This window comes from Succiniclasticum sp., from assembly GCF_056977735.1.
In genome coordinates this window covers 1-21168 of sequence record NZ_DBMCWA010000017.1, presented here as the reverse complement: position 1 = coordinate 21168, position 21168 = coordinate 1, and the positions used below count along the sequence as shown (strand labels likewise).

Genomic DNA, 21168 nt, shown 5'->3' with positions numbered 1-21168 from the left:
TCGTATTCCTTTACCGTTTCAAGATTTATTCGTTTGTTCCCTCTGCAGAAGTACTGTCTACTGTAATATCAACATCCACTGTTTGTCTGGATGAACGTACCCCTTCCGGCAGTATGATCTTCACCGGTACGGTTGCATCTTTGGTAATCCTTCCCAGGTCAACCGGTTCCAGCTTCAGTTCCTTCAGATTGTCTACAACGGAAGGCGCACCGGTCACAGTAACCTTATACGGGTTTACGGTAGCACTGGTAAGTTTTAACCCGTCCGCCAATTCGCCTACATAAGCAACCTTTACAGGAACCGTAGCCATCTGGCTTCTCATTTTCAGTTTAGTGCGGACAATAACTTCCGCCGGATCAATCTTCACGTCCTGCATATCCATACCATCTTTTGCTACGGCCAGCGGTTTCTGTGTTACAGTAAACTCTTCGCTTCGTCCGCCTACATCTACCGGAACAAAAATCTTATCCAATGCTTCCAGACGGGTCGCGGCTCCCTCAACTTTCACTTCCGACGGGGTCAGCAGGTGGGCCTCCACGGCAAAATCTTTATTAGGCGAACCGATAATTTCTGCCGTGACAGGCACGATCTTATCCTTCTTCACATCGATAAACAGATTCACCGCCGGCGGGGTGACCTGAACCACGTCGCCTCTCGCAAAGCGGGCATTGATCAGAACCGTATGCGTTCCCACCGAAAGATTACTCATGTTGACAAAAGCAAAAATATCACTTACCGGCATATCCGCCAACGCGGTTCGCGTTCCCCGGACCCGTACACTGACTTTTTCCGGCATATTAAAGACGATCATTCCTTCAGCCAGATTACGTTGGGCCAGCGGAACCGCAAATTCCTTTTCCATGATCGGGTTCTGTTCGCTCATCACGTACAACCATAAACAGCAGGCAATAAACACACACATAAACCGGGCAAACCATTTATCACGGTTTTCGGTATTCTTGTTAATCATGATTTGCCTCCCGGTTTAGCAATCTGCTTTTCTGATTCGTTGTCATCGTTCGTCTTATTGCGGAATTCATTCAGCTTTTCCCGGATCATCTGCCTAATCGTCAGATGGTGGTGGCTCTCAAAGGCTGACTGAAGCATATCTACCACATCTTCCCGCCGCAGGTAACGGTAGATCTCGCCATTTCTGGTAACAGAAATGGTACCTGTTTCCTCACTGACGACTACAACGAGGGCATCTGACTGCTCAGAAATACCGATCGCCGCCCGATGACGTGTGCCCAACTCCTGGCTCAGGCCTCTGGCATCTGTCAGCGGGAGCAGGCAGGAAGCCGCAATAATACGGTTCCCCCTGATAATGACCGCACCGTCGTGCAACGGTGTATCCTTCTCAAAAATATTCAGGAGCAGGCTGTCTGTCACAAGCCCGTCAATTTTTACACCGGTTTCAATCCGTTCTTCCAGACCCACGGCCCGTTCAAACACGATCAGCGCGCCAACTTTTCGCTGCCCCATAATGACCGCAGCATTGGCTACCGCCTCGATCATATCATTCAGTTCCGTTTCATCCAGTTCCACATGTTTACGGAACAGACGGCCGCGGCCAATCTGCTCCAGCGCGCGGCGCAATTCCGGCTGGAAAACCACCGGCAACGCAACCATCATCATGGTCATTGCTTTTTCCAGTATCCAGTTGATGACATGCAGGTTCAGCCATTTACTGGCAATAACCAGCGCCGCCAGCACCATCAACCCTTTAACCAGCGCCGCAGCCCTGGTATTTTTCAGCATAATATAAATTCTGTACAGAAAAAAAGCAACCAGGCCCGTATCAATGACATCCAGAATGCCAATCGTCCTGCCTAATGCCTGAAATTGTTCCAGCAATGGTTTCACCCTTACTTTCTAAACTGAAAAGATTGACCGGCGGAATACATCATTTACTGTTTCTGAATCAGAAGCCGGTATCCTTCGGATCATCTAAAACAAGCAACCAAACACAAATTTTGCCTTATTTTTTATTATAACAAACTTTTCCCAAATCTGCTATAAAAACCAAGAACTCTTTTGCAGAAATTCTTCCTTACATTTCACAAGGAAACATCCTGTCAAAAGAGTTCTATTATGAATCATCAAATTTTCTTTTGCAAGGTTTTCAGTTTATCTTCCTGCGCTTTCAGGATGGCCTCGCCTTTTTCCAGCTGCTTGTCATTTTCTACATAACTGGGTCCCCCGTACGAGACACGGGCATTGACGCAATGTTCCGGATCCAGGGCCTGCATCAGGTCAGGTTCAAACAGCTCACTGAACGTTTTGTATTCGTCCAAAGTCATATCCAGCAGGAACTTATTCTCTTTAATGGCATACGCTACGCACTGTCCTACTACCGCATGAGCCTTGCGGAACGGCAAACCTTTCCGGACCAGATAATCCGCAAGGTCGGTAGCATTGGAGAAATCGTGTGCAACCGCCCATTTCATCCGATCTGTTTTCACCGTCATGGTTGCGATCATGTCCTTGTAGACCTGAAGCGTGAACTTCACGGTATCGATGGCGTCGAATAAGCCTTCCTTGTCTTCCTGAAGATCTTTATTGTACGTCAGCGGCAGGCCTTTCAAGGTAGTCAGCATGGCCATCAGTTCACCGTAGACGCGGCCGGTCTTGCCCCGCACCAGTTCCGAGATATCCGGATTTTTCTTCTGGGGCATCATGGAAGAACCGGTGGCAAAGGCATCATCCAGTTCCACAAAACCAAACTCCGTACTGCTCCACAGGCACAGTTCCTCGGACAGGCGGCTCATATGCATCATCAGTACAGATGCAAAGGAAAGGAAATCCAGCACATAGTCCCGGTCGCTGACCGCGTCCATGCTGTTGGCATATACGTTTGCAAAATTCAGCTGTTCCGCCACATAAAAGCGGTCGATGGGGAACGTAGTTCCGGCAATGGCGCCCGCGCCCAACGGCATAATGTCCGCATCTTCCCACACATCCAGCAGGCGGCGGAAGTCACGCTGCAACATATTAAAATAGGCCAGCAGGTGATGGGCAAAGGTAATAGGCTGGGCCCGCTGCAGATGGGTGTAACCTGGCATCAGCGTTTTGTCATGTTTTTTCGCCATGGCCAGGATCACTTTTTCAAACTCCAGCAGCAGTTCTGCAATTTCCACGATCTGCCGCTTCATATACATATGCATATCCAGCGCCACCTGATCGTTACGGCTCCGGGCCGTATGCAGTCTTGCCCCCGCATCCCCGATCCGTTCCGTCAGTCGCGCTTCCACGTTCATATGGATATCTTCCAGCGCTACGCTGAATTCAAAGTTGCCGGCTTCTATGTCGCTCAGAATATCCTGCAGGCCTGCCACGATCTTCTTTCCGTCTGCCTCCGGAATGATGCCGCATTTTACCAGCATGTTGGCGTGGGCAATACTGCCCCGGATATCCTCCTGATACAAACGCTTATCATAATTAATGGACGCATTGAATGCGTCCACTAATTCGTTCGTATTCTTACTGAACCGACCGCCCCACAATTTGGCCATTATTTTAAGGTACCTTTCTTCATCATGGCCCGTACGGCTAACGGCAGGCCGAACAGATTGATGAATCCGGTTGCGTCGCTCTGATCGTATACTTCGTCTTCACCGAATGTCACATATTCCTTGCTGTACAGGGAATACGGGGATTTGGCGCCGGCGCTGATGATGTTGCCTTTATACAGTTTCAGGCGGACTGTACCGGTAACGGTCTTCTGGGTTTCGTTAACGAAAGCTTCCAGTGCTTCCCGCAGCGCGCAGAACCATTTTCCGTCATACACCAGTTCCGCGTATTTGATGGCCAGGCCTTCTTTGTAATGATAGGTATCCCGGTCCAGGCACAGGTTTTCCAGTTCATTATGGGCATAGTAGATGATGGCGCCCGCCGGAGTTTCATACACACCGCGGCTCTTCATGCCGACCAGACGGTTTTCCACGATATCGCTGATGCCTACGCCGTTGCGGATACCGATGGCATTCAGGGTCTCAACGATGGTAGCCGGGCTCATCTTTTTCCCGTTTACCGCTACCGGAACGCCTTCTTCAAATTCCAGCTCGATCATTTCCGGTTTGTCCGGCGCCGTTTCCGGTGTGCAGGTTACCCGGAACATTTTTGCCTGGGGCGCATTCCAGGGATCTTCCAGATCGGAACCTTCATGGGACAGATGCCACATGTTGCGGTCCATGGAGTAATCGTCTTCATGGGATACGGGAATCGGAATGTTATGGGCTGCTGCATAATCGATCTCCTGATCGCGGGACCGGAGTTCCCATTCACGCCAGGGAGCAATGATCGCCAGATCCGGATCCAGGGATTTGACGGTCAGTTCAAAACGAACCTGGTCGTTGCCCTTGCCGGTTGCGCCATGCGCTACAGCGTCAGCCCCTTCCTTATGGGCGATATCCACCAGATGTTTGGCAATCAGCGGACGGGCAAAGGAAGTACCCAGCAGATATTTCTTTTCATATACAGCACCGGCTTTCACACAGGGCCATACATAGTTGGCGATGAAATCTTCTTTCAGATCCAGGATATAGCATTTGCTGGCACCGGAGTTGATGGCCTTGTCATGAACCGGATCCAGTTCGTCGCCCTGGCCCAGGTCCGCGCAGACCGCGATGATTTCGCAGTTATTATAATTTTCTTTTAACCAGGGGATGATAACGGAGGTATCCAGACCGCCGCTGTATGCTAATACAACTTTTTTAATGTTTTCCTTTTTTACTTTTGCCATTTCAATAGGCCTCCCTTGTCGTAATTTGATATTCCTGTACCCGTTTGCATTTTATGCAAGGTAAAAGTTTTAACATGCTTATTGTAGCACGTTATTAAAATATTGCAAGTGTTTTTATGCAATATTTTCCATTATTTTTGAATAAATATAAAATATTTCATGCAGTACACTGTATACAGCGGACTTTTTCGATACCGCAAAAACCGGTGTGAACTTATCTCACTACTAAATATCACAACTCCGCGTCGCTCATCAGCAGCACCATAATCGCCTTCTGGGTATGCAGGCGGTTTTCGGCCTGATCCCATACAAAGGACTGCGGCCCTTCCAGCACTTCTTCCGTGATTTCCTCGCCCCGGTGGGCCGGCAGACAGTGCAATACAATTGCGCCTTTATTCGCTGCTTTCAGCAGTTCGCTGTTAATCTGGTAATCATGCAGGTCTTTCAGGCGGATCTCCCGTTCCGCTTCCTGTCCCATACTGGTCCAGACATCCGTATACAATACATCGGCGCCTTTCACTGCTTTAAAGATATCTTCTTCCACAGAAACAGTGCAGCCCGTTTGCGCCGCATCTTCCTGCGCCTGCTTCAGCACTGCGGGATCCGGCTGGTAGCCTTTCGGGCTGGCGCAAACCATATCCATACCGACTTTGGCGCAGGCATACATCAGGGAATGGGCCATGTTGTTGCCATCCCCTACATATACAAGCTTGCGGCCTTTCAACCCGCCCAGATGCTCCTCAATGGTCAGCAGATCTGTAAGCGCCTGGCAGGGATGCAGCAGATCTGTCAGTCCGTTGATGACCGGGATGGACGCATACTGCGCCAGTTCAATGACGGAGTCGTGGGAAAAGGTGCGGATCATGATGCCGTCCACCATGCGGGATAAGACCCGGGCTGTATCACGGATCGGTTCGCCCCGGCCGATCTGGGAATCCCGGTCATTCAGATAAATCGCATGACCGCCCAGCTGATGGAAGCCGGTTTCAAAAGAAACACGGGTACGGGTAGATGCCTTGGAAAACATCATGGCCAGTGTCTTTCCTTTACAGAATTCATGGGGAACCCCGTTCTTCTGCATTTTTTTCAGTTTTTTTGCTACGTCCAGAATTTTTAAAACTTCTTCTGTCGATAAGTCATGAATGCACAACAGATCCTTATGCTGTAAGCCCATAATAACCCCTCTCACATTTATTTTGTAAAAACCGGTCAACTCATATTAAGCAGTGCTTGCCTGATATGGTATTATATTTTATCATATTTTGTTGTATTTTTATAGTAAAAATTTCACAAAGTTGTTTTGCCAAATGCGTTGTGGCTTGATACAATGGTGTTAACAGACTAACAATAATAATTACAAGTAAACACATTAACCTTTTCACGGAGCTAATATGCGTAAAAAGAAGAAACAGAAAAATAGTCGGATTCCGCAGATTCTGGGACTGACCGTACTCTTTGTCCTGCTCTTTATCGGCTGGAGTATGCTGGGCCCACAGCCTGAAATACCAAAGCCTTTAAGCCAGGCTGCGGCGGATTTTAAGCAGAATCCTAAAATAAAAAATATCATTGACCTGACCGGGGAACATGCGAAAGCGGTAACCGATAAAGCCGGTGACGCAGCCAAAAATGCCGGGAAAACGCTGGAAGGCACTGCATTGCCCGATAAGGCAGGAAAGCTGGCAGATTCTGCTGTCAAGGGTGCAGACAAATTAGGGAAACAGGTGAAACAGGGCGGTGATTCCGCTTTAGTGAAAGTCTCCACTGTCTGGCACGTGGAAGAAACCGTTAACTCACTGCGTTCCGATCCGGGGTGGCTGAGTCTGCAAAAGATACCGGATCACACCCGCAAAGCCCTGCTTGCCATTGAAGATCATGACTTTTACAAGCACGGCGCTTTGGACATTACCGGCATCGCGCGGGCGGCTTTCGCCAATCTGAAAGCGGGCGAAGTGCAGCAGGGCGGCAGCACTCTGACCCAGCAGATGGTGAAAAATGTTTTTTTAAGCAGTGAACAGACGATGACCCGGAAAGCGGAAGAAGCAATCCTGGCCACCTGGGTTGAGCGCAAATATTCCAAAGATGAAATACTGGAAATGTATTTTAACTCAACCTACTTCGGTGCCGGCGCTTACGGAATCCGGGATGCTGCCCAAAAATATTTTGGAAAAGATACAGTGCAACTGACGCTTCCCGAAAGCGCCATGCTGGCAGCCCTGCCCTACGCCCCCAGCGCCCTGAACCCTTATGAGAATCCAAGCGGCTGTGCCAAACGGGTGCGGCTCGTCCTGAAAGAAATGCTGAAATACGGATACATCGGCAACACTGAACTGCAGGAAGCGCTGGATAAAGGCGTAACCCTCAAAAACGGCAGGACACTGTTACTGGAATAAAAATAATTAAAAAGAACCCCTGCCTGCTTCCATATATGCAATTAAAATAACTGCTTTGCATTCTTAAACTGTAATACCAATTATAAAGTCCCACTTAGCCAGATATTAGCTAAGTGGGAAAAGTGTCAAAGAATTTAAATATAATTTAAAATATCAATACAACCAATTAAAACAAAGACAGTTCTGAAATACATGCATCCTCAGACGTTTTACCTGGCGCAACTTCCATAATAGTAAAAGATAGATATCTTGCTTTTATCGGCCTTGTAAAAGTAATTTGTTGCATTCCCATAGAATCGTTAAACTTATGTAAATTACTGTAACCATCCTCGCTACGAACCATTAACGCAATAGGCCGGCCATTTTTATAAAATAAGTCCTCAGATTTTTGATATCCAGTCCAGATATTGAAGCCTCTTACTTCGTAAACATCATCAAGTTCGTAGTTTAGTTTTTCATTCACCCCATAACCGGGAATTCCCTCTGACCAGCAAGTTTCTATCACTCCATCAGCTATTTGCGATGCAGGATAAGCTTTATTAATTTCTTTCATAACTAAATGAGATGATCCGGTAATTCGCTTAATTTTGATGGGTTGATTGGCTGCAGCAGTCTCGCCAGTTTTACTAACGTTAATATAATCTTTTCGAACCCATCCTTTTATCAAGCCTGCCGAAGGATTATCGTATTCAATCTGATACCAATTTTCGCCAATATTATTACCTTGTTCACCTACTATCCGAACTTTGTCGCCTTTAAAGAAGACTCCTAAGCTTTGATATTCTTTGCCTGGACCTTTTCGAACATTCACTTCATTGCCATTTATAATACCATAATATACGTTGGAACTTGAAGAGAGTGATCTGTTGGTATTTTGTACTGCTTGTGGAACAGCATCTTTTTTGACGTAGTCATATTTCGCATATGTGTGCCAAATCCAACCTTCTTCTCCAGTATTCAACATTTTAATCTTTATATTAGGTCCCCCGGAATCATCGTCCATGACTATAAACTTTTCCCCAACATTTAACGGGCGTATAACTTTATAATTTGCATCTGGTGTGGTGACCAATTCAGCACGTTTATCTTTAATTTCACCCATCAATACAGATTCAGTCCGTTTTCTTTCTTCAGCTTTTCTGGCTTCTTCAGCTTCACGCATTTCTCTAGCCATTCGCTTTTCTTCCAACCTTTTTTCGTTCGGTACCAAAAATCTCTCCATATTCAAATCTGAGAAGTTCAAATTCTTATAATTATTGCTTTTTGCTAATTGAATCGCTTCACCTTTTATATTTGGATTAATAAAGTAGTCTTCATTCCTTCGACTGTATGATAGGTCTACAACCTTACTTATCGAGTTGTTGTATTCTGTTACAGCCTGGATATATTCTTTATGTTTTTCCTTCCATTCATTAATTTTTTTTAGAGCAGGTTCCATATCTTTTTTTACTTTATCTGCACTATTTTTATCCCCTAGACTAAAGAAATTTTGATTTCCCCTGTCTATATAGCCTAAAACAGCTTTAGCTTTTGCCAGATTAACTTCTGCCATCAGTTTCTCTTCTTCAGACTCAAGCGGTTCCTGAACCTTGTAAGTTTTGCAAGTTACATTATATGCATTTTGAGCAAGCGTTCTTGCAATTTCAATATTTGATTTATCTGATTGGAGTAATTTAAAGTTTTCTTTAGCAGTGTTCTTGAATTCCTGTGCAGCTTTACTTTCTTCACTGCTACAACCAGATAATAATACCATCAGAACAGCCATTAGCAAAAATATTATTTTTTGCATCGCAGGTCTCCTTTCTGATTTGAATCAATAATATTAGGAATGTTCGAATAAACTAGTATTGGCTTCATTCCTGAAAAGCGTCGTTACCTAAACTATTTCACTATACAGGCGATTGTCAACACGTAGTATTTAGTATATTATGCAACCTTAAAATATTTCCTTTTAGGTACACCCACTGAAGATATTTACCAATTTCGCTTCAATCACAGATCGACCCTTCTGCCGATATAGGCAGAAGGGTTGTTAGTTTTTCATTAAACCGGTGTTATAATACTATAGTTTTTCACTATAGTCTATTTTGATTCAAGTTTGGGCTTGATTACTAACGTAATCCTGCAGGCAGTCTGAACGTACTCATAGCCGTTATATTGGGAATCCCCTTCGGTTGCGTTAATTGAGTATTCATTTCCGTTTTCATCTGTATATGTGCGTTTTCTGCCCAGTAAATACTTTAACTGTACGTAATTTGAGCTGCCCAACAGGGTTTTTAGCGCTTTATCCGTATCAGGGGCTTTCATTGAAGCGATTGCAATGCTAGTAAGATCTACTACCTGGCTAAAATCATCCTTTGCATCTGCTTCGTTCTTGCCAGAAATCATTGCGTGAAGCGCAAGGGATGTAATTCGGTCTGATTCATCAACTCCAACAACCAGCATGTTCTTTGTTTGTGTGACATTGACAATAGGTATATTATAAACCAGTTTGCCGGTATAATCCTTATTCGGTTTTGCATCAGGCAGCTTTAAAGCTGATTCTGGCAAATTTGTCCTATTTTTCTCTATATTCTGTTTCACCATGCTGTTCCAGTTGCTTTTATAATTAGCAAATGTCAATGGCTTAGGCTTGCCACAACCTGAAACCAACGCCGTTAAAATTGTCAGCATAACAAGAAGAATACTAAATGTTTTTTTCATAGATTTTCTGTCGAGCAGTTGCTCGGCCCTCCTTTTCTTTTTTTCTGCGTTCAGTCTTAATTAAGTTCTCCGTTTACTGTTTCTCCAATCCCACTTGTGCAATGCAACAGGCATGTGACCTACATTTCCATTATGAACTTTTAAAGCTATAACTATTTAAAAGCAGACTTTTATAAAAATGCGTTAACTGAAGAACATCCAATAAATTACAACTATAGCAATAACAATTTCATACCAGGTAATATTTGAATTTGTAATATTAAACTCTTGGGCATCCAAATTTACTTTTTCTTTTGAACCCTCAAATTCTTTAAACTTTGTAACAAGATTACCGTCAGATTCAAAAAGCTGTTTTCTGGATCCAATGTGCTGTTGTAACATTTTGGCTCTGTTCACCAAATCATCGTTATTAAGCGGTATTATTTCTTCCATATCTGCCCCGTTTAATAATCCTGCAGACACATCATTCAGTCTTTGAATATATTGAATATTTTGATTGTTGGGCGAATACTTGTGAATTATATCTTCAATCATGAGGATAAATTTCATAACAATCTGGACAATAATAATTTGTGTTTCGTCTGAATTGTTTTCCTTTTCAAATCCATACTGATCGGTCTTGACATTGTAAACATAAGAAGCGTTAAACAAATCATTGACATACTTGCCAAATTTTTCAATAGAGACGACAGAATCGTCAGAAGAGTAATTGAAATTCTTTTTTACCATATCAAAAGAGTTCATCAAAACGTTCGCTATATTCTGTCTGTCAAGTGGGGAATTAGATACCTGCATTGATTCTCTCATCCTGCAATATGCCATAAAGAAAATCATTTCAATGTTAGAGGGGTCCAAATCCAGAATTTTATCATAAATCGATTCTGCCCGGTTCCAGTCCTGAACCATTAATGACAAGTCTGCACTTTTAATAATCCGTTTTATTTCCTCCTGAATCCTCATTTGCTCTTCTGTCAGTTCTGAAATGTATTGTGTGCCGCAATACTTGCATATGGTAATTCCGTCTTTGTTTTCAAATTCATTGCTACCGCATGAAGAACATAATAGTTTTTTTAACATAATTTGCCTCCATTAGCTTAACAATTTGAACTCATTCTCCTGAATCAATGTCATGAACCAGTTTTTCAATTTTTACATTCAATTTTTCAGCTATCCGCATCAATACTGAAAAGGATACGCTTTTACTATAATTTCCATTTTCTATTTTGGATAAATATTGAGGCGAGATTCCTACAATTTCAGCAAGATACTCCTGAGTCATTCCCCGTATCTTCCGATAGTAAACGATTCGTGCACCAATCATCTTATATTGCGTCGCAAACAATCACTATCCAGCCTCCTTTCAGGGAATTCCTTCCACACTTAAATTATGACAGAATTCTGAAAAATATCCACAAACTATAAAGCTATATATATACTTATTGTTTAATAATTAGCCCTCAGATAAAATTCCTAAAGCTGCCAGCCATATTTCCTGCAATTAAGCAGTTATTTCATTTTCAGCATAAAAAATGAGATGGCCGGATAATGTCCATCTCAAAAACTCTTATAAAGTTATTAAAAAGCATTATCAATTCACGAAATAACTCATACATTATGCACCCTTCTAACAGCTGGCACGGAATTCGGCATACCTTGCTCATCCATATAACAACCCTTCAGATAATTGTACTCCGGGTCATCACATGATTTGCGGTCAAAATTGTCGTAGCTGTACCCGTCACCGAGATAGCCCGGGATGTGCACCCAACCCTTAAAAATGCCGAATGCCAGAATCAGCGAGAACGTTAAACGTCCGATCCAGGAATCAAAGACATCGCCAATCCTGCGAAATCCTTTTTCTTTCTTGTCAAGCTTCCCCAATTCAGACCAGCAAACCATTGCGTTGGCCAGCTGCATCAGCTTATTCATCTGCGTTCCTCCTCCCTGGTTTCTAAAAATTTATTCCGGCTTTTCTTTTGCCCTGTACCTTGCAAGTATTTTCAGTGCATCTGCCGCCTGTTCCGCAAATTCGCCTTTCGCCGCTTCACGGAACATGCACTCCGCCATGTTATAATCTGTTGAATAACAGCGCCCATACATATACATGTTTCCTAACCGGTAGTAACCTTCCGAAAAACCTGCCCTTGCCGCTTTCAAAAAACACACATGGGCTTTCATATATTCCTCCCAAACATAACCTTTTCCGCGATGAAGGTGTTCCAGCCCTTTTTTGCACTCTGCCTGCGGGTCGTCTGTAGTCAGACTTTTGAATCCGTCGTAGAATTCCGGCGCTCTGTCAAATGTGGTATCGATTACTTTCTCGTGGGGTTTGCGGTTATCCCTTCTTGCCATATTAATAGTTTCCATTAGCTTTTCCCACCAGCGATTCTTTTTTTCTACCTGTTCTTTTGCTTTCTGCATCATGCGACTGCGATTGTTCATAGACATACCCCCTTTACAAAACTCCGCCTGAAACTGAAGTCGTCTATATTTCTACAAAAAGAAATACCTGTGGCACAGAGCGTTCCGGTCTTTCTGTTCCGCCTGGTCAGGGACCGCGTCTTATTCAGTTTTCAAGGTTCTGTTTATTCATCAAATTATTAAATTGTATTCCCATTATAAAATCCCACTTGGCCAGATATTGGCCAAGCGGGAAATTTAATTAAAAATATAAAGATTTTTTTAAAACTATTTGTATTTTCTTATATTTCTTCTTCAACAGGATGCGCCCGGTATGAAATAACAGCTTACACGCACTTCGTCCTCCTCCATCTTCTCATCTATGATCACACCAAAAGCCACAGACACATCAGGGTCCACGTCTTCTATAACAATATCAGAAGCCCCGGCCGCATCATACAGGGATAAATTGTTTCCGCCTGTAATATTGAACAGTACACTGCCGACGCCTTTTACTGAAGCATTCCTTACAGCCGTTTTTGCTGCTTCTGCCGCAGCGTCATCTCCCCTGGCAGTCCCGATTCCCATTGAGACCGTTCCTGTACCGGCAAGCAGCATTTTAACATCGTCAACATCCGCATTGATCAGTCCCGGTACTGCAATTATGTCAGTGATTCCCTGAATACCCAGCCGCAACGCATCCGCAAACGCACTGTGGAACAGAGCCGGAGCTTCTTCCACTGTTTCTGCCGTCTGCAAAAGGCGGTCATTAGGAATCGTTATCAGCGCATCAACATGAGTCTTCATCTTTTCAATGGCACAATCCGCCTGATTCATTCGGTGCCTGCCTTCAAAATGAAACGGCCTGGCAACGAAACCGACCGTCAGCGCTCCCGCTTCCCGTGCGCATTCCGCGACAACAGGAGCGGCTCCGCTCCCTGTTCCACCGCCCATACCGGCCACTACAAAGACTATGTCCGCACCCTTTAACCGATTCAACAGTAAGTCTCTGGATTTTTCCGCAGCAGTCCAGCCGACTGCGGGGAGAGAACCTGCGCCAAGCCCCTCTGTCAGTTGTCTGCCAATCTGTATTCGGTTCTGAACCATAGAAGAACGTAATACCTGTGCATCGCAATCCACAGCAAGGAACTCTACCCCCTGTACGCCGCAGGAAACCATGCTGTTGATACAACAGATTCCCCCGCAGCCTACACCCACTACTATAATTTTTGCGGGTGGAGCATCCGGACGACTACCGCACACATCTTCTTCCCCGTCCAACAATTCCATCAGTTCGTCCTGATTACATTCCTCCTGTACCGTTCCCGCTTCTGGCGCGGCTATCATCTCTTCTTTCAGGTCACCGCAGGTGAGCGCCGCATTTGTAGCTTCAGAATTGTCTGTAATTGGAACCGCCTTTCGTTTTATATAATCTGTCACCCGGTTCAGTTCCTCTTCGCTGATAAAAGCGCCCTGTACACGCAACGGATTCGTCGCGCCTGCCGGATAAAACAGCATATCCCCTTTGCCCAGCAGTTTTTCCGCCCCGCCTTTATACAAAACAGTCCGGGATTCTTTCAGTGAGGAAAGCGCAAATGCGATACGGGAGGGTATGCTCATCTTCACAACTTCTGTTACAGTACCCGCCGTCTGTGTTGCCAACACCATGTGGATCCCGCAGGCGGGAGCCATCTGGGACAGAGTGTAAATCATATCCTCTGTATCGGTCAGCGCTTTCGCCATCAGACAGTAAAGTTCGCTGACGACAATCATGATATACGGCATCTTTTCCGCAACGATGGCATTGTAGGCCCTGATATCGCTGACACCGAAATCCGCAAAGGTATGACAGCGGGTTTTCATTTCTTTTACAGCCCATTGTAATGCAGACACTGCTTCCTTTGTATCGGTTATAACCGATCCTAACAGATGCGGAACGCCGTTATATTTTATGAAACGTCCGGCCTTATTATCTATGAGAATTACTTTGACTTCCTCCGGACGCGCTTTGTAAAACACTCCTGCCAATAGTGTATCAATGAATCCTGTTATATCGGGCGCATACATTCCCGCTGCCAGCAGGTGAGACATCCCTGTTAAATCCATCGTAATGACGTTACCCGCCAAGTCGACGCCCAGTCCTACGCATAACCCGGAAGGATTGTATAACCCGGAAGGATTGTTACAGACCTCTTTGCAGTTTACGATTGTCCGGAAGCATACCCGCTCTTCTTTCATATTAGGTACTTCGACGCCGATGAGCGCTTTACCCTGCACCGGTACTTCCATCCGGACACAGGGAACCGCCAAACGTAACGCAATATCGTCAGCCAGATTTACAACAGAACCGACCTTAACACCGGGCGCCGGTTCCAATTCTAAACGGGTTACAGAAGGTCCGTTTGTCACACCTGTAACTCTGGCGCTGACACCGAAATCCGCCAGCGTTCTCTCAAGGACAGAACATTGTGTCTTTGTTGTTTCGTCGATGTATTTCCAATCACCCTTCTTTTCCGGATTTAACAAAACCAACAGCGGAAAAGCATATTCTTCCCGGCCAGGCATTTTTTCATTTTTCATTTTAACCACACAGTTTATATTTTCTTCAGTTTTTTTCTTTTCGGTTTCTTTGTACATGATAATCCCCCTTTGCAACGCTTCTGAATCTGTGTGCAACCCTTACACCTTGTATTATAAGAACAGCCATGGACATTTATTGTCCATGGCGGAAATATTACTAAATTTATAAAACTAAAAACAAGATGCAACCAGAAATACTTACAAACCGTTTTCAAACCGGCGCAGCAATTTCCGTTTCCGTTTTACTTCTTCAAATTTCTTGAGTACCTGCCCCGTAAACATTAACAAATACAACCCCGTAAGAATGATACTTGCATCATCAGACACCACTGCGTGAGCCAGCAAACCCGCTATCAAAGTTACGTATAGCAACCACAACAGCATATTTTTTCCAACCACATATACAACCCGGAACCCGGCATTCATCTCCTGCAGCCTGCGATATAAATAAAGCCGTTTTTCTTTCACGGAACAGTTACGTGTATCTAATATGATCCGGCACCTTTCCAGCTTGCTGCAAAAATACATAACCAAAAACAAAGCAGCCAAAAGAACCACCATAACGTTCAGCATGTCCAGCACTGGATTTCCGGACCAACGCCCTTTACGGAGCAGGTCCGAAAAATATACGCCTGTTACCAAAACCAGAACAAATATCGCCTTCAGGAGATTGCCGCCAATCGCCACCCGGTAATTTTTACTGCGAGCCAGCAGATCCGTCCAGACTGATAGCACGGCTCCTGCGATCAATATACCAAATGCAGCTATCCAGTTTAAAAGATTCATATATGTCCCCCATAGCAAACCGTTCCGGCAGCAATTGATTCATTTTATTTCAGACCCAGGGAATCTATCACGTCACGCAATGCTTTTTTGCGCAGAAAATCACTGTACTCCTCTCTGGCCTTTCTGTACGCATCCGCTAATCTGATTTCCTCTTCAGACCGCGTTTCCGGCTCTGGTTTTAGCGAAACAGTTTTGCAGAATTCATCATCCTCTTCGTCTGCGCCTTCTCCATCTGCCTCCACTTCATTGCAGGCTTCTTCGAATTCCCGGATTTCTTTTTCCTTATCTTCTTCTGTATAACCGCTGAACGTGGCTTCATATAAAACGTCCGTCATCAGGGTCAGAAGATTATCCTGCGTGAGTTTTGTATCAGCCACCATAAAACCGGCAATCTGTTTAAATGAACAAAGCGTATAGGAATAATCCTCTGCTTCCACGCCTTTTTCCTTCAGTTCTGAAAGATAAACCAGCCCGTGCCAGTATTTGTTACGGATATCTCCTTCCAACACTTCATACACATACAGGATTGCCGGATCTTCAGATGTTTCAACAGGTGTTGTGCGCATATAACCAATATACTCCCGGATTCTGTTCCGAAATACGTCCCATGCTTTTTTGCAGATCATCGTTCTTTCTTTTCTCATCAGTTCCGTCAATTCCCTGCGGATGCAGGGAATTGCAAGATAAGAATCCGTTAATTCTTCGATATCCAGTTCCTGTAAACATTCCTGTACGGTTTTCATAGTTAGCTCTTTCCCTCTTATTCCAACTTCGCATTTAATTCATCCAGATAATCCAGCACGCCCTGCATCGCATCTTCCACCCGCTTCGTCTGTTTGCTTTCCGCCACGTTCGTCCGGCACCAGACGGCAAAGTGTTCACAGTTATTGAAAATTAAATCATATTCATGTTCCCCCAACCGGGAACTGGCCCGTTTTACCGTTTCATTTTTACTGTACAGATGATAACCCGGGACATCACAATGCTCCGGAAATGCGCAGATCATATACCGCTCAGCATCCCGCATAAAATCCTTCAGGGGAACCTCCCTTACAGAACGTTCCCCGCTCCAATCTCCATGCGTGCCGGCATAATGGATCACTTTCCCATGGCCCGCATATACGCCATAATGCCGATACAGATTTCCCCAGCGTTTTACACAGATAACGTCTCCGGGATACAGCCGCTTATGAACCTGCGGCCTGTCCCACGTCTCATCTTCCCCGTCAAGCATCGATCCAATGAACCCAATGCCGATTCCCAGTAATAACCCGCCGATCATTGCACCATCCCTTTATCCTTAATTTTGTTTTCAACAATTGCTTCGTCGCTTTACCTTTAGTTTCAGTGTTGGAAAACGGGAGTGACAATAACTGTCACTCCCGGAATTATGAGCATTTCACGCTTATGACGGGAATTTCCCGTATAACTTTGAAACTTTTGCTTAATCACTGTTGGTAAAACAACTTTCGGAAAAATGTACTCAGTCTGTTTCCAACAACAGTCTCCTCATATTTTCGCGGATGTTCTTTAAGGTTTCTTCGGTCTTCAGCCCTTCTTCTTTCAAATCCTTCAACTCTTTTTCCGTAACTTCTGCCTCCACATCCACGATATCTTTTTTCTTCAAAGAAGCCTCCTCAGAATCCGCGTCTTTGGCTTTGGTCGAAGATTTCTTTTCTTCTTTGCACTTTTTTGTGACATCCTCCACAAGCACCGAGAATTCTTTCAAGAGTTTCTTCAGCACTTCCCTGCGCTCTTCCGCAACACTGTCCACAATCTGCGCAATCTTTAACAGGTCTTCTTCCATCAGCTTCAGCTTTTCATCAATCCGCCGGGCCGCTTCCACATCGCGCCGTTCCAGCGCCTCTTCCCGTTTTTCAAAAAGACTTTTGCGTTTGTTCAGGACCAGTTCTTTTAAACTCTCCGCCAGCTCCTCAATCTCTGTCCTGTCAGTCTCGTCTTTCAAAAAGTCGGGCTCTTTATATTCGCCATTACTATAAGTTTCAGTTTCCTTATCATCGGATAAACAACTGTAAGCAACCGCACCGATTACAGCGCCAATCAATACCGGTAACATATTCCTACACCTCCAAGAAATTATCATTCACTAATTTAAGACAGATAACGAATAACGTAATAGTGTGTGCTTTATGTTTCTTTTTCCCTCCCGTTCTTATAATATTTCTTTGTTGGATAACCGCTTTGCTAACCTTTACGACCATCCTTACACTTTGTATTATAAAAACAGCCATGGACACATATTGTCCATGGCAAAAATATTTACAAATTTATTAAATTAAAATGAAGTGCAGCCTGCAATCATACAGACCGCACTTGTGAGCGTCAAACATCCGGAGCCAACTACCACTTCATTCCATTAAAAGACATTCCGTTTTCTTCATATTCATTGATGAATTTTTTTAGTTCTTCTTCGAAACTTTTCCCTGGTGCACCAGCTCTCTTTGCTGCACCTAAGTACAACATTAATTTATCATCATCATTAATATCAGTTCGTTCATCTAATTCCATTTCTGTTTTAGTTTTTTGATAGCCAGCATCTGCACCTTCGTTGAATATTTTGCCTAACATATCGTCTGTTAACATAAACTTAACCTCTTCAAGCAATTAATCGTGCTATTTAATACTTATGAACCTGCATCATTTCAGTATCAACAAACTGATACATTTTTATTGTATCATGTTCATACTGAAACTTCAATGAAGATTTGATTTCAATTATCTCGTAGACTGCGGTTTTAATGTAATTGATTTTCTGTTGCTTGTACTAATTCTTTATACATTGAAACATGTGTATATGCCTACTCTCAACGCAACAACTCTATATAAGCAACTTTATAAAGAATCGCCATGTTCTTCTTTCCAATAAAACAGATGCTTTATTCATTAACGATTATCAGCCAAAAATTGAATCAAACAAATCGCACACCAAACTTCCTACAGCACAAGCAACGCCAAATCCAATTACTGCCGGGGCAAATGCTACCGCAGTAGCTGCCGCGCCGCCTGCCGCGAGACCTGCGCCAATCCCTGAAGCCGTGATAGCAGTACCTGCTGCTCCTGCCGCTACTGCTCCCGCTGCAGCTCCCGCATATCCGGCTGCTCCGCCTTTTGCTCCCGCATATGTAATGTCGCAAGCTGCGTCTACAATATCTTTCTCCCCAGTAATCACGCCACCGATTGAACAGATCGTCTCTATTCCTGCACCAACAGCTGCTCCTGTAACGCCACCGGCTTTTGCTGCTGTACTCACCGCTCCGACAGTCGGCATCTTGCCCAATGCCTTGTTTGCAATCCGTTTCGTAGTTGTGCTTGAAATTCCGGTATCATGTACCGCTTGTTTTGTCTTTCCTGCTATCTTTGCTGCTGTTTCTGTTGTTCCATACACGCGCGTTTTATCATAATGACCGCTGTTTATTTGTTTCACGGTCTTGCTTATGCTCCGTGCTGTATCCTTTAATTGCGCATGCCCGCAAACCTTATTTCCTTTCGTCATAATAACATCTTTCATCTGGGCCGTTGTGCTTTTCGTGAGTTGACAGGTTCTGCCATTTAAGAAATTTCCAGGATTCGCATTGTAGCCATCTTTGAACATCACTTCAAGTACGTTTCCGTGCAGATTCTTACTACGACCAGCACGATTTAATGCCTCAATACCAGCCTTTAACTCATAACCATTCTTTACAATATTTCCAACATTTCCTTTGTCCGACATAGTATTATTACTCATCCATTTTCTCCTTTTTTTAAATGAACAATGTTTTAATAATCGCACTGGTTTTCAACAGTAACACACTCTCATCTTCCTGCTGCGGTCTTCGCCTGCCGTTTCGTTAGTTTCATCACGCTCGCGCATGTGAGGTCGTCGCGCCCTTACATTGTAAGGGGCTCTCTCACTGGACAGGTTTCTGTTTGGGGTTACCGGTATTTAATTTTCAATGTTCTGTTTTGCGTAATTATAATATCAAGTGTTTTATCTTTTGTCAATCTTTATTTTATAAAATTTTTATTTTAATTTTAATTTAAATTGTTTTTTAATCAAGTTTTGTAAAATATTTTTTTATTTTACTATTGATTATTTTTATCTTTTATAGTATCATTAGGTTAGAAATTAATCTTGATAACTTATATAAATTTGAAAGGAGTGATGCTACATGTCTTTGCCATTGTTTTTAGGTGCCGCAATCGGTGCTTTATTTGGACCTGCCGGCATTGCAGTAGGTGCTGCGGCTACAACAGGTGCTGCAATAATAAACGGACTTGATATTAAAGAATCCTCTAATAATTTAAAAGATTTGTATACCACTGAAGAAGCGATGCAAGTCTTGGGAATGAGCAAACCCACAATCCTCAAAAAAATGAAAGAAGGTTTGATACCTTATGAAGTGTCAGGTGGACGTGGTCGTGGAAGTTACCATATCCGCCGTGAAGTATTAGAAAATTATGCAATAAGAAATAATATTGTTCCTAATTGGGGCAACGAAAACGTCATTGCAACCCGACCAGATAATAAAGTAACTGTAGAAGAAACGATTAAATTAAAAAAAATACAGAAGGAGGAAGCTGAACTTGAGTTAGAAGAACTTGAGCTCGAGCCGGTTGATACCATAGAGTATAAACGTGAACTTATCCAGGCAAAAAAGAAAATTAAAATACTTGATAAAGATATTCAGGCGTTGAGAATGATTCTTATTTCCTTAGATTCCAATTGATTGCAAATCTTCAGTGCAAGATTAAAATTGACATCTGGGCATTTTGTGGGATCAACATTAATAGGAACAATGGTTTACATAAAGCTTTAAACTATGGGCTTCCCTAGTATTTTAGTAGATTTTGAAATATGACGTTTACGATACGACTGAAATATTGTATTTCTAAAATTAACATGATATAATTTTTGTATCCATAAAGATGAAATGTTAACAATGATCTTGTTGTTCATTTTTTGAGGAGGTGTTTTAATGACAGCATCAAAAGAAACTCTTATTAAACGTTTTGAGTCTACGGCAGATACTTATGAAAAGAAAGGGAAAAGAGAATGGGCATACGCTAAAAATGGACAAGGTGGAGAACACTATGCTAAAGCAAGAGATGCTTTTGACCGAGCAAAGCGAAATCGTGATAAAGCACAGAAACTGAAAGATGAATGACAATTTTTTATTAGTCTTTTAAAAGGAGGATTATAGTGAGTTTTTTGGATAAACTGTTCAATGACATGTGCGATAATCGCGAACGAACTTTTAATCGCTTAGAAAAAGAATACGGCAATAGAATGAATGATAAACAAAGAGAAAAGTTTAATGATGCTCGTGATAAGTTTAGATCTGATAGAGAAAAAATAAATGAGTGGAGAAGTGAACGTAGCAATAATGAGGACGACGATTAAACCGTATTAAAAAATGCGTTCTGGCAATCAGCATTGTCAGAACGCATTTTCTTAGGTTTTATTGAGACTATGAAAAAAAGTCTGTAAAAAGCAAAAATAGGTCTTCTATGATAAAATAAAATCATAGGAGGCCTTTTATTATGGCAAGAAGAGAAAAGAAACCA

The 21168-nt window shown here is 43.4% G+C and carries 22 protein-coding genes; 4 read left to right on the top strand and 18 right to left on the bottom strand.

Annotated elements, in window-relative coordinates:
* Positions 1-25: 25 nt before the first annotated feature.
* From ACZOWY_RS09925 to argF, 5 genes are all read right to left on the bottom strand, one after another.
* Positions 26-970 carry a CdaR family protein gene (locus ACZOWY_RS09925; RefSeq protein ID WP_484396723.1) on the bottom strand — a complete coding sequence of 315 codons (945 nt, stop codon included), beginning with the start codon at positions 968-970 and terminating at the stop codon, positions 26-28.
* Entirely contained in the window at positions 967-1854 is an 888-nt protein-coding gene (cdaA, locus tag ACZOWY_RS09920; protein WP_484396718.1) for a diadenylate cyclase CdaA, read from the bottom strand. The genes ACZOWY_RS09925 and cdaA overlap by 4 nt, the downstream gene beginning before the upstream one ends.
* Positions 1855-2099: 245 nt before the next feature.
* Positions 2100-3512: an argininosuccinate lyase gene (gene argH / locus ACZOWY_RS09915; protein ID WP_484396715.1), complete on the bottom strand. Its 1413-nt coding sequence runs from the start codon at positions 3510-3512 to the stop codon at positions 2100-2102.
* Positions 3512-4741 (bottom strand): argininosuccinate synthase, encoded by a 1230-nt coding sequence (locus tag ACZOWY_RS09910; protein WP_484396712.1) that lies wholly within the window; start codon positions 4739-4741, stop codon positions 3512-3514. The genes argH and ACZOWY_RS09910 overlap by 1 nt, the downstream gene beginning before the upstream one ends.
* Positions 4742-4973: 232 nt before the next feature.
* A complete protein-coding gene (gene argF / locus ACZOWY_RS09905; RefSeq protein WP_484396707.1) occupies positions 4974-5915 on the bottom strand; it encodes an ornithine carbamoyltransferase in 942 nt (313 codons plus the stop codon).
* Between the two features lie 217 nt (positions 5916-6132).
* Between argF and ACZOWY_RS09900 the strand changes: the two genes are divergently transcribed.
* Positions 6133-7131 carry a transglycosylase domain-containing protein gene (locus ACZOWY_RS09900; RefSeq protein ID WP_484396702.1) on the top strand — a complete coding sequence of 333 codons (999 nt, stop codon included), beginning with the start codon at positions 6133-6135 and terminating at the stop codon, positions 7129-7131.
* A 166-nt stretch (positions 7132-7297) separates the two neighbouring features.
* On the opposite strand, the gene ACZOWY_RS09895 is transcribed toward ACZOWY_RS09900, so the two are convergent.
* From ACZOWY_RS09895 to ACZOWY_RS09835, 13 genes are all read right to left on the bottom strand, one after another.
* The gene (locus tag ACZOWY_RS09895) at positions 7298-8920 is read right to left on the bottom strand and encodes an NADase-type glycan-binding domain-containing protein (protein ID WP_484396698.1); all 1623 of its coding nucleotides are present in this window, start codon (positions 8918-8920) and stop codon (positions 7298-7300) included.
* Between the two features lie 293 nt (positions 8921-9213).
* The gene (locus ACZOWY_RS09890; RefSeq protein ID WP_484396694.1) at positions 9214-9834 is read right to left on the bottom strand and encodes a hypothetical protein; all 621 of its coding nucleotides are present in this window, start codon (positions 9832-9834) and stop codon (positions 9214-9216) included.
* Positions 9835-10017: 183 nt separating this feature from the next.
* Positions 10018-10911, bottom strand: a complete 894-nt coding sequence (locus ACZOWY_RS09885; RefSeq protein WP_484396690.1) for a TFIIB-type zinc finger domain-containing protein — start codon at positions 10909-10911, stop codon at positions 10018-10020.
* 31 nt (positions 10912-10942) lie between these two features.
* Positions 10943-11155, bottom strand: coding sequence for a helix-turn-helix domain-containing protein (locus ACZOWY_RS09880; RefSeq protein WP_484396686.1), 213 nt, complete (start codon positions 11153-11155; stop codon positions 10943-10945).
* A 284-nt stretch (positions 11156-11439) separates the two neighbouring features.
* Positions 11440-11763 carry a hypothetical protein gene (locus ACZOWY_RS09875; protein WP_484396681.1) on the bottom strand — a complete coding sequence of 108 codons (324 nt, stop codon included), beginning with the start codon at positions 11761-11763 and terminating at the stop codon, positions 11440-11442.
* Positions 11764-11793: 30 nt separating this feature from the next.
* Complete coding sequence (locus ACZOWY_RS09870; RefSeq protein WP_484396676.1) at positions 11794-12276, bottom strand: hypothetical protein; 483 nt, start codon at positions 12274-12276, stop codon at positions 11794-11796.
* Positions 12277-12549: 273 nt separating this feature from the next.
* A complete protein-coding gene (gene ftsZ, locus ACZOWY_RS09865) occupies positions 12550-14871 on the bottom strand; it encodes a cell division protein FtsZ (RefSeq protein WP_484396672.1) in 2322 nt (773 codons plus the stop codon).
* 141 nt (positions 14872-15012) lie between these two features.
* On the bottom strand, positions 15013-15600 hold the full coding sequence (locus tag ACZOWY_RS09860) for a hypothetical protein (protein ID WP_484396668.1): 588 nt from the start codon (positions 15598-15600) through the stop codon (positions 15013-15015).
* Between the two features lie 44 nt (positions 15601-15644).
* A complete protein-coding gene (locus tag ACZOWY_RS09855) occupies positions 15645-16343 on the bottom strand; it encodes a DUF6557 family protein (protein WP_484396663.1) in 699 nt (232 codons plus the stop codon).
* A gap of 17 nt (positions 16344-16360) precedes the next feature.
* Entirely contained in the window at positions 16361-16882 is a 522-nt protein-coding gene (locus tag ACZOWY_RS09850) for a lecithin retinol acyltransferase family protein (RefSeq protein WP_484396657.1), read from the bottom strand.
* Between the two features lie 201 nt (positions 16883-17083).
* Positions 17084-17677 carry a hypothetical protein gene (locus ACZOWY_RS09845; protein ID WP_484396652.1) on the bottom strand — a complete coding sequence of 198 codons (594 nt, stop codon included), beginning with the start codon at positions 17675-17677 and terminating at the stop codon, positions 17084-17086.
* A 284-nt stretch (positions 17678-17961) separates the two neighbouring features.
* Complete coding sequence (locus ACZOWY_RS09840; protein WP_484396647.1) at positions 17962-18204, bottom strand: hypothetical protein; 243 nt, start codon at positions 18202-18204, stop codon at positions 17962-17964.
* Positions 18205-18514: 310 nt separating this feature from the next.
* Positions 18515-19348: a hypothetical protein gene (locus tag ACZOWY_RS09835; protein ID WP_484396642.1), complete on the bottom strand. Its 834-nt coding sequence runs from the start codon at positions 19346-19348 to the stop codon at positions 18515-18517.
* A 424-nt stretch (positions 19349-19772) separates the two neighbouring features.
* Between ACZOWY_RS09835 and ACZOWY_RS09830 the strand changes: the two genes are divergently transcribed.
* The 3 genes from ACZOWY_RS09830 to ACZOWY_RS09820 all read left to right on the top strand — a co-directional run bounded on the left by ACZOWY_RS09830 (position 19773) and on the right by ACZOWY_RS09820 (position 21004).
* Positions 19773-20330 (top strand): helix-turn-helix domain-containing protein, encoded by a 558-nt coding sequence (locus ACZOWY_RS09830; protein WP_484396638.1) that lies wholly within the window; start codon positions 19773-19775, stop codon positions 20328-20330.
* Positions 20331-20579: 249 nt separating this feature from the next.
* On the top strand, positions 20580-20768 hold the full coding sequence (locus ACZOWY_RS09825) for a hypothetical protein (RefSeq protein WP_484396635.1): 189 nt from the start codon (positions 20580-20582) through the stop codon (positions 20766-20768).
* Positions 20769-20803: 35 nt separating this feature from the next.
* Positions 20804-21004 carry a hypothetical protein gene (locus tag ACZOWY_RS09820; protein WP_484396631.1) on the top strand — a complete coding sequence of 67 codons (201 nt, stop codon included), beginning with the start codon at positions 20804-20806 and terminating at the stop codon, positions 21002-21004.
* The last annotated feature ends 164 nt before the right edge of the window (positions 21005-21168 follow it).

Excerpts from the sequence above, each read along its gene's own strand:
- ACZOWY_RS09925 (WP_484396723.1), bottom strand. The coding sequence starts at position 970 with ATGATTAACAAGAATACCGAAAACCGTGATAAATGGTTTGCCCGGTTT.
- argH (WP_484396715.1), bottom strand. The coding sequence starts at position 3,512 with ATGGCCAAATTGTGGGGCGGTCGGTTCAGTAAGAATACGAACGAATTA.
- ACZOWY_RS09910 (WP_484396712.1), bottom strand. The coding sequence starts at position 4,741 with ATGGCAAAAGTAAAAAAGGAAAACATTAAAAAAGTTGTATTAGCATAC.
- argF (WP_484396707.1), bottom strand. The coding sequence starts at position 5,915 with ATGGGCTTACAGCATAAGGATCTGTTGTGCATTCATGACTTATCGACA.
- ACZOWY_RS09900 (WP_484396702.1), top strand. The coding sequence starts at position 6,133 with ATGCGTAAAAAGAAGAAACAGAAAAATAGTCGGATTCCGCAGATTCTG.
- ACZOWY_RS09895 (WP_484396698.1), bottom strand. The coding sequence starts at position 8,920 with ATGCAAAAAATAATATTTTTGCTAATGGCTGTTCTGATGGTATTATTA.
- ACZOWY_RS09890 (WP_484396694.1), bottom strand. The coding sequence starts at position 9,834 with ATGAAAAAAACATTTAGTATTCTTCTTGTTATGCTGACAATTTTAACG.
- ACZOWY_RS09885 (WP_484396690.1), bottom strand. The coding sequence starts at position 10,911 with ATGTTAAAAAAACTATTATGTTCTTCATGCGGTAGCAATGAATTTGAA.
- ACZOWY_RS09880 (WP_484396686.1), bottom strand. The coding sequence starts at position 11,155 with ATGATTGGTGCACGAATCGTTTACTATCGGAAGATACGGGGAATGACT.
- ACZOWY_RS09875 (WP_484396681.1), bottom strand. The coding sequence starts at position 11,763 with ATGAATAAGCTGATGCAGCTGGCCAACGCAATGGTTTGCTGGTCTGAA.
- ACZOWY_RS09870 (WP_484396676.1), bottom strand. The coding sequence starts at position 12,276 with ATGAACAATCGCAGTCGCATGATGCAGAAAGCAAAAGAACAGGTAGAA.
- ftsZ (WP_484396672.1), bottom strand. The coding sequence starts at position 14,871 with ATGTACAAAGAAACCGAAAAGAAAAAAACTGAAGAAAATATAAACTGT.
- ACZOWY_RS09860 (WP_484396668.1), bottom strand. The coding sequence starts at position 15,600 with ATGAATCTTTTAAACTGGATAGCTGCATTTGGTATATTGATCGCAGGA.
- ACZOWY_RS09855 (WP_484396663.1), bottom strand. The coding sequence starts at position 16,343 with ATGAAAACCGTACAGGAATGTTTACAGGAACTGGATATCGAAGAATTA.
- ACZOWY_RS09850 (WP_484396657.1), bottom strand. The coding sequence starts at position 16,882 with ATGATCGGCGGGTTATTACTGGGAATCGGCATTGGGTTCATTGGATCG.
- ACZOWY_RS09845 (WP_484396652.1), bottom strand. The coding sequence starts at position 17,677 with ATGTTACCGGTATTGATTGGCGCTGTAATCGGTGCGGTTGCTTACAGT.
- ACZOWY_RS09840 (WP_484396647.1), bottom strand. The coding sequence starts at position 18,204 with ATGTTAACAGACGATATGTTAGGCAAAATATTCAACGAAGGTGCAGAT.
- ACZOWY_RS09835 (WP_484396642.1), bottom strand. The coding sequence starts at position 19,348 with ATGAGTAATAATACTATGTCGGACAAAGGAAATGTTGGAAATATTGTA.
- ACZOWY_RS09830 (WP_484396638.1), top strand. The coding sequence starts at position 19,773 with ATGTCTTTGCCATTGTTTTTAGGTGCCGCAATCGGTGCTTTATTTGGA.
- ACZOWY_RS09825 (WP_484396635.1), top strand. The coding sequence starts at position 20,580 with ATGACAGCATCAAAAGAAACTCTTATTAAACGTTTTGAGTCTACGGCA.